12 protein-coding genes and 1 riboswitch are annotated in these 13,371 nt (G+C 66.6%); of the genes, 9 read left to right on the top strand and 3 right to left on the bottom strand.

All coding sequences use genetic code 11. The features are described from left to right. The first annotated feature begins 20 nt into the window (after nucleotides 1-20). From LGN19_RS26950 to metF, 4 genes are all read left to right on the top strand, one after another. Entirely contained in the window at nucleotides 21-755 is a 735-nt protein-coding gene (locus LGN19_RS26950) for an RNA polymerase sigma factor FliA (protein ID WP_006484033.1), read from the top strand. A gap of 108 nt (nucleotides 756-863) precedes the next feature. Then, nucleotides 864-979: riboswitch (S-adenosyl-L-homocysteine riboswitch) on the top strand. A 32-nt stretch (nucleotides 980-1,011) separates the two neighbouring features. Continuing rightward, on the top strand, nucleotides 1,012-2,430 hold the full coding sequence (ahcY, locus tag LGN19_RS26945) for an adenosylhomocysteinase (RefSeq protein WP_226218054.1): 1,419 nt from the start codon (nucleotides 1,012-1,014) through the stop codon (nucleotides 2,428-2,430). A 161-nt stretch (nucleotides 2,431-2,591) separates the two neighbouring features. Continuing rightward, nucleotides 2,592-2,945 (top strand): phage holin family protein, encoded by a 354-nt coding sequence (locus tag LGN19_RS26940; protein WP_006477367.1) that lies wholly within the window; start codon nucleotides 2,592-2,594, stop codon nucleotides 2,943-2,945. Nucleotides 2,946-2,957: 12 nt separating this feature from the next. Next, a complete protein-coding gene (gene metF, locus LGN19_RS26935; protein WP_043185076.1) occupies nucleotides 2,958-3,785 on the top strand; it encodes a methylenetetrahydrofolate reductase [NAD(P)H] in 828 nt (275 codons plus the stop codon). A 77-nt stretch (nucleotides 3,786-3,862) separates the two neighbouring features. Here metF and LGN19_RS26930 read toward each other — a convergent pair whose 3' ends face one another. Both LGN19_RS26930 and LGN19_RS26925 read right to left on the bottom strand, forming a co-directional pair. Continuing rightward, a complete protein-coding gene (locus LGN19_RS26930; protein ID WP_122946579.1) occupies nucleotides 3,863-5,341 on the bottom strand; it encodes an amidase in 1,479 nt (492 codons plus the stop codon). 81 nt (nucleotides 5,342-5,422) lie between these two features. After that, nucleotides 5,423-6,115 carry a dienelactone hydrolase family protein gene (locus LGN19_RS26925; RefSeq protein WP_174962402.1) on the bottom strand — a complete coding sequence of 231 codons (693 nt, stop codon included), beginning with the start codon at nucleotides 6,113-6,115 and terminating at the stop codon, nucleotides 5,423-5,425. A gap of 223 nt (nucleotides 6,116-6,338) precedes the next feature. Between LGN19_RS26925 and LGN19_RS26920 the strand changes: the two genes are divergently transcribed. Together LGN19_RS26920 and LGN19_RS26915 are read left to right on the top strand one after the other, a co-directional pair. Further along, the gene (locus tag LGN19_RS26920; RefSeq protein ID WP_226218051.1) at nucleotides 6,339-7,418 is read left to right on the top strand and encodes an NAD(P)H-dependent flavin oxidoreductase; all 1,080 of its coding nucleotides are present in this window, start codon (nucleotides 6,339-6,341) and stop codon (nucleotides 7,416-7,418) included. 415 nt (nucleotides 7,419-7,833) lie between these two features. Next, nucleotides 7,834-8,976: a branched-chain amino acid ABC transporter substrate-binding protein gene (locus tag LGN19_RS26915; protein ID WP_226218048.1), complete on the top strand. Its 1,143-nt coding sequence runs from the start codon at nucleotides 7,834-7,836 to the stop codon at nucleotides 8,974-8,976. A gap of 85 nt (nucleotides 8,977-9,061) precedes the next feature. Here LGN19_RS26915 and LGN19_RS26910 read toward each other — a convergent pair whose 3' ends face one another. Then, complete coding sequence (locus LGN19_RS26910) at nucleotides 9,062-10,279, bottom strand: MFS transporter (RefSeq protein ID WP_226218046.1); 1,218 nt, start codon at nucleotides 10,277-10,279, stop codon at nucleotides 9,062-9,064. 350 nt (nucleotides 10,280-10,629) lie between these two features. Between LGN19_RS26910 and LGN19_RS26905 the strand changes: the two genes are divergently transcribed. From LGN19_RS26905 to LGN19_RS26895, 3 genes are all read left to right on the top strand, one after another. Then, nucleotides 10,630-11,289 (top strand): HugZ family protein, encoded by a 660-nt coding sequence (locus LGN19_RS26905; RefSeq protein WP_226218044.1) that lies wholly within the window; start codon nucleotides 10,630-10,632, stop codon nucleotides 11,287-11,289. Nucleotides 11,290-11,654: 365 nt separating this feature from the next. Further along, the gene (locus tag LGN19_RS26900) at nucleotides 11,655-11,948 is read left to right on the top strand and encodes an H-NS family nucleoid-associated regulatory protein (protein ID WP_043185090.1); all 294 of its coding nucleotides are present in this window, start codon (nucleotides 11,655-11,657) and stop codon (nucleotides 11,946-11,948) included. A 240-nt stretch (nucleotides 11,949-12,188) separates the two neighbouring features. After that, on the top strand, nucleotides 12,189-13,346 hold the full coding sequence (locus tag LGN19_RS26895; protein ID WP_122944147.1) for a cation diffusion facilitator family transporter: 1,158 nt from the start codon (nucleotides 12,189-12,191) through the stop codon (nucleotides 13,344-13,346). The last annotated feature ends 25 nt before the right edge of the window (nucleotides 13,347-13,371 follow it).

Genomic DNA, 13,371 nt, shown 5'->3' with positions numbered 1-13,371 from the left:
GCCACCGGAAGGAGAGAGCCATGATGTACAACGCTCAAGGAAAGATGTCCCAGGCCGACGTGCTCGCGCAATATGCGCCGCTCGTGCGACGCCTCGGGCTGCAGCTCGTCGCGAAGATGCCGGCGAGCGTCGACCTCGACGACCTGATCCAGGCCGGCATGATCGGCCTGATGGACGCGGCCGGCCGCTACAAGGAAGACCAGGGCGCGCAGTTCGAGACCTACGCGACCCAGCGCATCCGCGGCGCGATGCTCGACGAGCTGCGCAGCAACGACTGGCTGCCGCGCAGCCTGCGCAAGACGTCGCGCGAGGTCGAGCACGCGGTGCACCAGGTCGAGCAGCATCTCGGCCGCTCGGCGAGCGAGACCGAGATCGCGCAGCACCTGAACATGCCGCTCGACGAATACCAGGGGATGCTGCAGGACCTGCACGGCAGCCAGCTGATCTATTACGAGGATTTCGACCGCGCGGCCGACGACGAGCCGTTCCTCGACCGCTACCGCGTCGATCACGCCGATCCGCTGTCGGCGCTGCTCGACGAGCACCTGCGCGAAGCGCTCGTCGAGGCGATCGAACGGCTGCCGGAGCGCGAGAAGCTGCTGATGTCGCTGTACTACGAACGGGGTCTGAATCTGCGCGAGATCGGCGCGGTGCTCGAAGTGAGCGAATCGCGCGTGTGCCAGCTGCACAGCCAGGCCGTCGCGCGCCTGCGCGCACGGCTGCGCGAACAGGCCTGGGTCGGCGCGGAGTCCTGACCCTTTCCTGACGGCCGCGCGCGCCGACGCCGCGCGCTCGTGCCGGGTAAGTGCCGTGTGTGTGCGTGCTTGCGCATACCGCGCGCCGATTTGCTACAATCCCCTCCGTTTTCCGAGGAGCGTTGCGACGGACCATTCTGCGTCCGCCAGGCTCGGAAGGCTTCACCAAGCAGCCGTGCGGCAAAACCGTGCCGGCTCCGCTTCCTGAACGGCGCTCACGTCACCAATCTAGAAACTTTTTAGAAAGGAGGGCGTGATGAACGCCATTATCGATTCCAAAGCTTCCAACGATTACGTCGTCGCCGACATGGCGCTGGCCGGCTGGGGCCGCAAGGAACTGAACATCGCCGAGACCGAAATGCCGGGCCTCGTGCAGATCCGCGACGAATACAAGGCGCAGCAGCCGCTGAAGGGCGCGCGCATTGCCGGTTCGCTGCACATGACGATCCAGACGGGCGTGCTGATCGAGACGCTGAAGGCGCTCGGCGCGGACGTCCGCTGGGCGTCGTGCAACATCTTCTCGACGCAGGACCACGCAGCGGCCGCGATCGTCGAAGCCGGCACGCCGGTGTTCGCGTTCAAGGGCGAATCGCTCGACGAATACTGGGAGTTCTCGCACCGCATCTTCGAATGGCCGAACGGCGAATTCGCGAACATGATCCTGGACGACGGCGGCGACGCCACGCTGCTGCTGATCCTCGGCTCGAAGGCCGAGAAGGACCGTTCGGTGATCGCGAAGCCGACCAACGAGGAAGAAGTCGCGCTGTACAAGTCGATCGCGACGCACCTCGACGCGGACCCGACCTGGTACTCGACGCGCCTCGCGCACATCAAGGGCGTGACCGAAGAAACCACGACCGGCGTGCACCGCCTGTACCAGATGGAAAAGGACGGCCGCCTGCCGTTCCCGGCGTTCAACGTGAACGATTCGGTCACGAAGTCGAAGTTCGACAACCTGTATGGCTGCCGTGAATCGCTGGTCGACGGCATCAAGCGCGCGACCGACGTGATGATCGCGGGCAAGGTCGCGGTCGTCGCGGGCTACGGCGACGTGGGCAAGGGCTGCGCGCAATCGCTGCGCGGCCTCGGCGCGACCGTGTGGGTCACCGAAATCGATCCGATCTGCGCGCTGCAGGCGGCGATGGAAGGCTACCGCGTCGTGACGATGGAATACGCGGCCGACAAGGCCGACATCTTCGTGACGGCCACCGGCAACTTCCACGTGATCGGCCACGATCACATGAAGGCGATGCGCCACAACGCGATCGTCTGCAACATCGGTCACTTCGACTCGGAAATCGACGTCGCGTCGACCCGCCAGTACCAGTGGGAAAACATCAAGCCGCAGGTCGACCACATCATCTTCCCGGACGGCAAGCGCGTGATCCTGCTGGCGGAAGGCCGCCTCGTGAACCTCGGCTGCGCGACCGGCCACCCGTCGTTCGTGATGTCGAACTCGTTCGCGAACCAGACGCTCGCGCAGATCGAGCTGTTCGTGCGCGGCAACGAGTACGAGAACAAGGTGTACGTGCTGCCGAAGCACCTCGATGAAAAGGTTGCACGCCTGCACCTGGCGCGCATCGGCGCGAACCTGTCCGTGCTGTCGGACGAGCAGGCTTCGTACATCGGCGTGCAGAAGGACGGCCCGTTCAAGCCGAACCACTACCGCTACTGATCCGATGCGCCGCCGCCGCGGTGCCGTGCGCGCGTCGCCGACGCGCCCACGGTACGGCGGCACGGCGCGGGATCGCCGGCTGCCGCGGTGCGCCTTCGGGCCCCGCGGCGGCCGGCGGCGGCCACTGATCGTACCGATCGACAACCGAACCGGAGCACTCCATGAGCGTCATCCTCACCTGGGTCATCAACGCGCTCGCGCTGCTGATCATCACCTACCTCGTGCCGTCGATCCACATCAAGAGCTTCGGCACGGCGCTGATCATCGCGGTCGTGCTCGGCCTGATCAACACGGTGATCCGCCCGGTGCTGATCCTGCTGACGCTGCCCGTCACGATCGTCACGCTCGGGGTGTTCATCCTCGTCGTGAACGCGCTGTGTTTCTGGTTCGCGTCGTCGCTGCTGAAGGGCTTCGAGGTGTCGGGCTTCTGGTCCGCGTTCTTCGGTTCGATCCTGTACAGCATCGTGTCGTGGCTGCTGTCCGCGCTGATCTTCGGGCAGCGCGACATCGGCTGACCTTTTCGAATCATGAAACCGATCGAACTCTCGTTTGAATTCTTCCCGCCGAAGACGGCGGAAGGCGTCGAGAAGCTGCGCGCCACGCGTGCGCAGCTGCTGCCGCTGAAGCCGAAATTCGTGTCCTGCACGTTCGGCGCCGGCGGTTCGACGCAGCAGGGCACGCTCGATACGGTGCTCGACATGCAGAAGGACGGCCTCGAGGCCGCGCCGCACCTGTCGTGCATCGGCTCGTCGCGCGACAGCCTGCGCGCGATCCTCGACCAGTACCGCTCGTACGGCATCCGCCACATCGTCGCGCTGCGGGGCGACCTGCCGTCGGGGATGGGCGAAGTCGGCGAACTGCGCTATGCGTCGGAGCTCGTCAGCTTCATCCGCGCCGAGCATGGCGACTGGTTCCACATCGAAGTCGCCGCGTATCCGGAGTACCACCCGCAGTCCCGCTCGCCGAAGGCCGATCTCGAGAACTTCGCGCGCAAGGTGAAAGCCGGCGCGAATTCCGCGATCACGCAGTATTTCTTCAACGCGGACGCGTATTTCCGCTTCGTCGACGACGTGCGCAAGCTCGGCGTGGACGTGCCGATCGTGCCGGGCATCATGCCGATCACGAACTTCTCGCAGCTGATGCGTTTCTCGGAAATGTGCGGGGCGGAAGTGCCGCGCTGGGTCGCGCGCCGGCTCGAGAGCTTCGGCGACGATCGCGAGTCGATCCGCGCGTTCGGCGCGGACGTCGTCACGGGCCTGTGCCAGCGTCTCGTCGACGCGGGCGTCCCCGGGCTGCATTTCTACACGCTGAATGCGGCCGCGGCGACGAAGACGGTCTGCGAACGGCTCGTGTAAGCACGGCGCCTGCCTGCAGCACACACGAAAGCCCCGCCGGTTCCGCCGGCGGGGCTTTTTTCATCGGGCGCCGCGCGTCAGCGCTGCGCCTGCATCAGCGGCGGGCGGCGGTCGAACCACGGCCGCGCCTGTTCGAGCTGCCGGGCGAGCCTGAGCAGCAGCGCGTCGTCGGCGTGACGCGCGACGAACTGCACGCCGATCGGCAGCCCGCGCGCGTTCCAGTAGAGCGGCACCGACATCGCCGGCTGGCCGGTCAGGTTGAACAGCTCCGTGCAGCCGGCCCACGTGAACGCCTTTTCCGACGACTTCGCGAGCATTTCCTTCAGCAGCGGCTTCACCGGCAGCGCGGCGAGTACCTTCATCTGCGCCGATTCGAACGGTGTCGGCTGCAATTCGCCGATCTTCACCGGCGGGCCCGCGAGCGACGCGCACAGGATCGCGTCGTAGCGCGACACGAGGCCGGCCACCTGCACGGTGAGCTGGCGCTGCCATTCGAGCACGTCCGGCAGGCGCGTGCGCGCGAGGCGCCGGCCGACCACGGCCATCGCCCACGTCGCGGCTTCGAATTCGCCGCGCTTCGGCGTGCGGCCGGTCATCGCGCGCGCGCCGAGCACCATTTCCTCGGCGATCGTCGCCCATAGCGTGAGGAAGGTTTCGGCCGCGCGCGCGTAGTTGACGTGCAGCGTCGCCGGCTCGACATGGTGGCCGAGCGATTCGAGCAGCGCGGCCGCATCGTCGAGCGCCGCGCGTGTGTCGTCGGCGAGCGCCGGCGCGAGCATCGGGTCGAGCACGAGGCCGATCCGCAGCGGGCCGGGCGGCGTGTCGAGTTCGCCGAGGAACGTGCCGGGGGCGCCGGTCGGCAAGGTCTGGCCGGTCGTCACGTCGAGCAGCAGCGCGCTGTCGCGCACGCTGCGCGTGACCGCATGCTGGACCACCAGCTCGCCGTTCGACGGCAGGTCGACGAGCACCGGGTTGCGGCTCGGCTTCAGGCCGAACAGCCCGCAGCACGACGCCGGAATGCGGATCGAGCCGCCGCCGTCGGACGCATGCGCGACCGGCACGATGCCGGCCGCGACGGCCGCCGCCGCGCCGCCGCTCGAGCCGCCGGGCGTGTGGTCGAGATTCCACGGGTTGCGGCACGCGCCGAACAATTCGGGTTCCGTGTACGGCATCTGGCCGATCTCCGACGTGTTGGTCTTGCCGAACACGTTGAGACCGGCCGCGCGGCTTCGCGCGATCACCGGCGAATCGTCGGCGGGCACGAAATACCGGTAGTGCCGGCTGCCCATCGACAGCGGCAGCCCGGCGACCGCCGCACCGAGATCCTTCACGAGATAGGGAACACCGGCGAACGGCGCGTCGGCGCCGCCTTCGGGTAGGGTGGCCGCACGCTGGCGGGCGGCTTCGTAGTCTTGCAGCACGATCGCGTTGATCGCGCCGTTGACCGCTTCGGCCTGGCCGATCGCGGCGTCGAGCAGTTCGCGCGGGCTCGCCTTGCGTTCGCGCACCAGTGCGGCGAGGCCGATCGCGTCATGCGCGAGATAGTCCGAGTGCATCGCAGTCACCCCCGTTGTGACTCGTGGCGATGACAGCAGGATAACGCGGGCCCGGTGCGCGGGGCCCGCGGCCGGCCGATTTTAGAGGTGCTCGGCGAGGAAGGTCAGCGTGCGGCCGTGCGCGAGCGCCGCGGCGCGCTGGTTGTACGACGCGCGGTCCGTGCAGTTGAAGCCGTGCTCGGCGCCCGGGTACACGTGGAACGACGCATCGCCGTGGCTGGCGAATGCGGCCTTCACCTGGTCGACGGCCGTGAGCGGGATCCCGTGGTCGTTTTCCGCGTAGTGGAACAGGATCGGCTGCGTGACCTTGCCGGCGAGATCGAGCGCGTTCTGGATGCCGCCGCCGTAGTAGGCCACGGCTGCGTCGATCTTGCCGGTCGCGGCTGCGCGGTATGCGAGCTGGCCGCCGAAGCAGTAGCCGATCGCGGCGATCTTGCCGGCCACTTCGGGGCGCGCGCGCAACGCATCGGCTGCCGCGCCGATGTCCGCGACCGCGAGACCCACGTCGGTCTTTTTCATCAGCTCGATGCCCTTGTCGCGATCCGCGCCTTCGTAGGTCAGCTCGACGCGCGGCTGCGTGCGCCAGAACACGTCCGGTGCGAGCGCGACGAAGCCGTCGGACGCGTACTGGTCGGCGACCGCGCGGATGTGCGAGTTCACGCCGAAGATCTCCTGGATGATGATGACGGCAGGGCCGGTGCCGCGCTTGGGCAGCGCGAGATAGCCGCCAAAGCTGTCGTTACCGGCGGGGATGTCGATCCATTGGGCTGTCACGTTCTGAACTCCTGGCGAACGGGGTGCGCGATGCGCGCCCCGGGGTGAAAGAGGGCGGCCTAGTGTGCCACTGATCCCGTGTCATTGCAGGGCACGCGCCCGCTTCTCGCGCAGCGATCGTTTCGATCTCGATTATTCATTTTTCGGCGCTGCGCCGCTTCGATAGAGTCGATGTGCCCGCCTTTACAAAGCGCTTTCGCGCATCGTCATCGAAGGATTCACCATGTCTGCCCGTCAGTTTTCCACGCCCTTTTCCGAACGCTTCGGCCTGCGCCTGCCGCTCGTGCAGGCGCCGATGGTCGGCGCGACCACGACCGCGATGGTCGCCGCCGCATCGAATGCCGGCGCGCTTGGCAGTCTCGGCGCCGCCGCGTTCGCGCCCGAGCGCCTCGCGACCGAAGTCGACGCCATCCGCGCGGCGACCGATCGCCCGTTCGCGATCAACCTGTTCGTGCTGCCGGACGCCGTGCCCGACGCGGCGACCGTCGCCCGCGCGCTGGCCGCGATCGACCCGCTGAATGCGGCGCTCGGTTTGCCGCCGGGCACCGCGCCCGCACGCTACGCGCCCGACTTCCGCGCACAGCTCGATGCGCTGGTGGCGTTGCGCGTGCCCGTTGCGAGCTTCACGTTCGGTGTGCTCGATGCGGCCGACGTCGCGCGCCTGAAGGCCGCCGGCACCTACGTAATCGGTACGGCGACGCACGTGGCCGAGGGGCTCGCATGGCAGGCGGCCGGCGCCGACGCGCTGTCCGCGCAGGGCGCCGAGGCGGGCGGCCATCGCGGCACGTTCATCGGTTCCGCCGACGATGCGCTGATCGGCACGCTCGCGCTCGTGCCGCAGCTGGTCGACGCGACCGGCCTGCCGGTACTTGCCGCGGGCGGCATCATGGACGGCCGCGGGATCGCGGCCGCGCTTGCGCTCGGCGCGCAGGGCGCTCAGCTCGGCACCGCGTTCCTCACCTGCACGGAAAGCGCGATCGCTGCGGACTGGAAGGCGCGCCTGCTCGCAAGCGCAGACACTTCGACGCAGGTCACGCGCGCAATCACCGGCCGCCACGCGCGCGGGCTGCGCAACACTTTGATGGCCCGGCTCGGCGAACGCGTGGCTGACGCCGCGCCGTACCCGGTGCAGAACGCGCTCACGCAGCCGCTGCGCCAGGCCGCCGCGCGCGCGAACGACGGCGACTACCTGTCGCTGTGGGCCGGTCAGGGCGCGCCGCTCGCGCGGCGGCGCGGCGATGCGCTGACGACGTCGCAGCTCGTTGCCGCACTCGATGCCGAATGGCGTGCGATAGCTGCCTGAATCGTTCATATCGGACGACGAAACGCGCGTTGTCACGCGCGTTTCATTCAATGATCACGGGCACAAAATACCGAATCGAAATGCCCCCGGAATGTTTTAAAACGACCTTTCGGCAAGTCGCCCGGAATTAGCGGAAACCCTTATCCGGCGGGGCTCGCAGCGATATTCGAGTAGTCATTCCAAAGTGCGCATATCAGTAGTGTTCCCACTACCCCAAAAAAGTCCCACAAATTAATTTGATCACCTACACTTGCGCGCAAGTACGGGCGGGCAGCTGCTAAAAGCGGCGGTTTTCACGTGCTGAGGCCAAGTGCATGAACGATGCAACCGGCGAATCGTCCAGTGATTGCAAACACAGGGATGGCAGCGGGGCACCGGGCGATGGCGTTTATTGGGACCGAAACTGGAGACTTACATGAATATCAAGATGCAAAAGCTGTTGCCGATCACCGCGGCCGCGATGCTGTGCGCTGCAGCTGCGGGCAACGCAGCGGCCGATCAAGTCGTCAAGATCGGCCACGTCGCGCCCTTGACGGGCGGCATTGCACACCTGGGCAAGGACAACGAAAACGGTGCACGTCTCGCAGTCGAGGAGATCAACGCCAAGGGTCTCACGGTCGGCGGCCAGAAAATCACGCTGCAACTCGACCCGCAGGATGACGCGGCCGACCCGCGGCAGGCCACGCAGGTTGCGCAGAAGCTCGTCGACGACAAGGTCGTCGCGGTGGTCGGCCACCTGAACTCGGGCACGTCGATCCCGGCCTCGAAGATCTACAGCGATGCGGGCATCGTGCAGATCTCGCCGTCGGCGACCAACCCGGCCTACACGCAGCAGGGCTTCAAGACCACGTACCGCGTGGTGGCCACCGATGCGCAGCAGGGCCCGGCACTCGCGAACTACGCACACTCGAAGGGTATCAAGAGCGTGGCCGTGGTCGACGATTCGACCGCGTACGGCCAGGGTCTCGCGAACGAGTTCGAGAAGAAGGCCAAGGCGCTCGGCCTGAAGGTGATGTCGCATGACGCGACCAACGACAAGGCGGTCGACTTCCGCGCGATTCTGACCAAGATCAAGGGCGAGAATCCGGACGCTATCATGTACGGCGGCATGGACGCCACCGGCGGCCCGTTCGCGAAACAGGCGAAGCAGCTCGGCCTGCGCGCGAAGATCCTCGCCGGCGACGGCGTGTGCACGGAAAAGCTGGCCGACCTGGCCGGCGACGCGACCGACAACGTGGTGTGCTCGGAAGCCGGTGCTTCGCTCGAGAAGATGTCGGGCGGCGCAGCGTTCAAGGCGAAGTACGAGAAGCGCTTCGGCCAGCCGATCCAGATCTACGCACCGTTCACGTATGACGCCGTGTACATCATCGTCGATGCGATGAAGCGCGCGAACTCGACGGATCCGGCGAAGATCCTCGCGGCGATGCCGACGACGAACTACTCGGGCGTGATCGGCACGACGACCTTCGACTCGAAGGGCGACCTGCAGCACGGCGTGATCTCGCTGTACAACTACAAGAACGGCAAGAAGTCGCTGCTCGACGAAGTGAAGATGTAACGCATCAAGCGGTCAACAGAAGGGGTGAAAGCGCGCATGCGGCAACGCATGCGCGTTTTCTTTTGGGCCGGCGCCTGCGGCGCGGTCAGATCTTCAGCCGCGCGAGCACCTTCGGCGCGATGGCCGCGACGAGCGCTGCGCACAGCGCGACGACGGACAGGCCGATCGTCAGGTTCGCGGCTTGCGCGACCGCACCGATCACGACCGGACCGAACAGCATGCCGAAATACGCGAGCCCGGCCACATGCGCGAGCCCTTCAGCCGCGTGGATGCCCTTCACGCGCGCGGCGGCCGCGAACAGCACCGGCATCATGTTCGCGAGGCCGAGGCCCATCAGCGTGAAGCCGGTCAGCACGGCGGCCGAATACGGCAGCAGCAGCGCGCCTATCATCCCCGCGCAGGCGAGCGACGCGCTCGCGAATACGAGCTGCGGCGCGCCGAAGCGGGCGCGCACGGCGTCGCCCGCGAAGCGCGCGATGGCCATCCCGCCCGAGAATGCGGCATAGGCGGCGCTCGCGAGCGCGGGGCTCGCGGCGACGACGTCGCGCATGTAGACCGTCGCCCAGTCGTACATCGCGCCTTCGGCGATCAGCGCGACGAGCGCGATGCCGCCGAGCATCCACAAGGCCGGCGAGCGCCAGCGGTTGCCGCCGCCGTGCGCGTGTTCGTGGTGCGGCACGTGCGGCAGCATGGCCGGGCTGGCGACCACGAGCACCGTCGCGCTGGTCGCTGCCGCGAGCGCGAGATGCACGGCCGGCGCCATGCCGGCCGACAGCAGCGCGCCGCCGGCGGCCGCGCCTGCCATCCCGCCGATGCTGAACATGCCGTGCAGCGACGACATGATCGGCCTGCCGATCGCGATTTCGACCGCGCTGGCCTCGGCGTTCATCGCGACGTCGAGCGTCGCCATCGAGAAGCCGAACAGCGCGAGCACGGCGAGCAGCATTGGGTAGTCGGGCACGACGAGGATCAGCGCCGCGCAGGCCGACATCACGAGCCCGCCCGCGAGGCATGCGGTGCGCGAGCCGACACGCGCGATCCAGCGCGCGATGGTCAGCATCGCGGCGATCGAGCCGACGGCGACCGCGAACAGCGCGATCGACAGCAGCCCGGGGCTCAGCGCGAACTTGTCGCGCACGGTCGGCACGTGCACGCCCCACGATGCGAACATCATGCCGGCGACGAAGAACAGCGCCATCGACGCTGCGCGCGCGCGCTGGCGGGCCGGTAGCGACAGCTTGCGATGCGCGTCGGGCGGCGCGGCGAACGGGGACGACGATTCGGGGGAGGATGCTTCGGACACGGACAGGCTCGTCAAAAAAATGCGCGGACGCACGCGGCGCCCGTCGGATCCGTCCGATTCTATCGAATCGCTTACGATCCTGCCGGGCGGTGGCCGTTCGGACGACGATCCGGTGATTGCCGGGTGACTGGTGACCGGCGACCGGCGACCGGCGACTGGTGACCGGCGACCGGCGACCGGCGACCGGCGACCGGTGTTCGGCGACCTGCGACCTGCGGCCGACCGCATCGACTGCATCGACCGCATCGACCGCATCGGCCGTTCGACCGATGCGCGGCGCACCGCGCCCGCGGGTAACATCGAAGCGCATGGCGTGTCCGATGCGCCGCCCTTCGACCGCAGGAGTCCTCTTGAACATCGATCCCGCTCTCGCGCTGCATCTGCTGCACCGCTGCGCACTCGGCACGCTCGCCACCCATGCGCGCGATCCGCACGGCTTCCCGTATCCGACGGTCGTCCCGTTTGCACCCGATGCGAGCCATCGTCCGGTGATCCTCGTGAGCGGCCTCGCGGAGCACACGCGCAATCTGGCCGCCGATCCGCGCGCGGGCTTCCTCGTCGTCGACGCACCCGGCGGCGACGTGCTGAACGCCGAGCGCGCGACGCTGCTCGGCCGGTTCGTGCCGCTCGGCGACGATCCGCACGTCACCGCGCGCTACTGCCGCTACGAGCCGGACGCCGCGCGCTATCTCGCGCTCGGCGATTTCACGTTCTGGGCGCTCGACGTCGAGCGGCTGCGCTATATCGGCGGCTTCGGGCGCATGGGCTGGGTCGACGGCACGCATCTCGATGCACTGCCGCCGCTCGCTTTCGACGAGGAACAGGCGTTATGGGACGCGTACGATACCGGCGCTGCGCGTCGCGACGGGCTCGAATTGCTCGGCGTCGATCGCCACGGCGCCGACTGGCGATATGACGGCCGCCGCGTCCGCACGCCGTTCGATTTGCCATTGGCCGATGCGGGCGCATTGCGCGAGCGGCTGATTGCGTGCGCGCGGGATGTGACGTGACGTCGCGGAGGCCGGCCAGTCCGCAGTTTGCCCGCTTAGCGTGCCGCGCCATCCGATATTCACCAAGCTGTCGTCCGGTGAAAGCTTTGATTTTTCAGAATGCAGGGTAATTGCGTATGTTGATAGACCTAATAGACAATGGCTAATGTCCTAATCTCTGTGTACGAACGTAAAAATTTGAGAAAAGGCCGCGACCGGTCAAAATGACACGCGTGAATTTCAATTGATCTCGGGATTTTCATGAATCTCGCTTCTATCAAATCTTTTTTGTGCTAATCTCTGCCTTCGAAAATCCGAGGCACATATATTTCATGAATGGTGAGCTGGCTCAGACTGGCGCCATTGGTCAGATAGAAAGGGAAACTATGTCTTCTTACAAGGACCTGCTGGCCCAGCGGGAGAAGCTGGAGAAGCAAATCGAAGAAGCGAAGTCGCGTGAATACGCTGAAGTGCTGAATGACGTGAAGCAGAAAATTGCCGACTACGGCTTTTCGCTCGCCGAACTCGGTCTCAGCCGCGCGAAGGCAGGTAAGGTTGGCCGTCCGCGCGCAGGCGTGGCTGCGAAATATCGCGATCCGGAAACGGGCGCGACGTGGTCGGGTCGCGGCAAGCCGCCGCGCTGGATTGCGGGCAAGGACCGCGAACAGTTCGCGATTTAAACATCTGTTTAAGTTGCCTGTTCTTCAAAAGAGCCGCGTGCCGTCAAGGAGCGCGGCTTTTTTGTTTCCAGCGGCCGCCACGCGCAGTGCGCTGTCATGAAAGTGTAATAATTCGCGGTGAATGGTAATACGACCCGTTCGCATAAGCGATTGATTTAAATAAGAAATTTGTGGGTATTGGCGGGATTCACGGGGCGCCCTTGATAGAATTGGGCATCCCACACCGATATCTCATATTTCATGTCCACGTTTTCCGGCGACGCGCAGAGCGCAGATAAGCACGCGGTTGCACGCAAGAGTACGTTCGTCAGTATTGTGCTGAATGTCGTGCTTGCGACATTTCAGATCGTCGTCGGCGTGATTGCGCATTCGCAGGCATTGATTGCTGACGGGGTGCATTCGATTTCCGATTTGATCTCGGATTTTGTCGTGCTGGTTGCGAATCGTCATAGCGGCGCCTCGCCGGATGCCGACCACAATTACGGACACAGCCGCTACGAGACCGTCGCATCGCTGTTTCTCGGCACGATCCTGATCGCGGTCGGCGTCGGCATGCTCTGGCGGGCGGGCGATCGTCTCGTTAATCTCGAAAACATTCCGGCGGTACATTTTTCCGCGCTGCTCGTCGCGCTGACGGTGCTCGTATCGAAAGAGGCGCTGTTTCGCTACATGCTGCGCGAGGCGCGGCGCGTCCGCTCGGCGCTGCTCGTCGCGAATGCATGGCATGCGCGTTCGGATGCCGCGTCGTCGCTCGTCGTCGCGATCGGCATCGTCGGCAGCCTGGCCGGCGTGCGGTTGCTCGACCCGATCGCGGCGGCGATCGTCGGCTTCATGGTCGCGCGCATGGGCTGGACGTTCGGCTATGACGCGCTGCAGGACCTCTCCGACCGCGCGCTCGATACGACCGATACCGACGAGATCCGCGCGCTGCTCGCGGCGACACCCGGCGTACGCGACGTGCACGACCTGCGCACGCGCAAGATGGGCGACGCCGCGCTCGTCGATGCGCACATCCTCGTCGATCCGAAAATCTCCGTCTCCGAAGGGCATTACATCGCCGAGACCGCGCGTGCGCGCGTGCTGACCGACTCGCGCGTGCTCGACGCATTGATCCACGTCGATCCCGAGAACGACGCGGCGCGCCGTCCGGCGCTCGCGCTGCCGCCGCGCGGCGAGATCGCGGCACGGCTCGAAGCCGCACTCGCACAGCGCGGGCTGCGTGCGGCGGCGATCAACCTGCATTACCTGAGTACGGGGCTCGAGATCGACGTGACGCTGGCCTGCGATCCGCACGACACCGATGCGGCGCTGGCCGGCCGGCTCGACGCCGACGCGCTGACGCGCGAGTTCGGCGCACGCCGGATCGGCTTCACGCGCACGATGCCCGCGCAGGCGTGACCCGCTGCCGGCCACCGCGCCGGCA

Source organism: Burkholderia sp. AU30198 (genome assembly GCF_020419825.1).
Taxonomy (GTDB): Bacteria; Pseudomonadota; Gammaproteobacteria; order Burkholderiales; family Burkholderiaceae; genus Burkholderia.
Note: the sequence above shows the minus strand (reverse complement) of the source record. Positions and strands in the feature narration are given on the sequence as shown.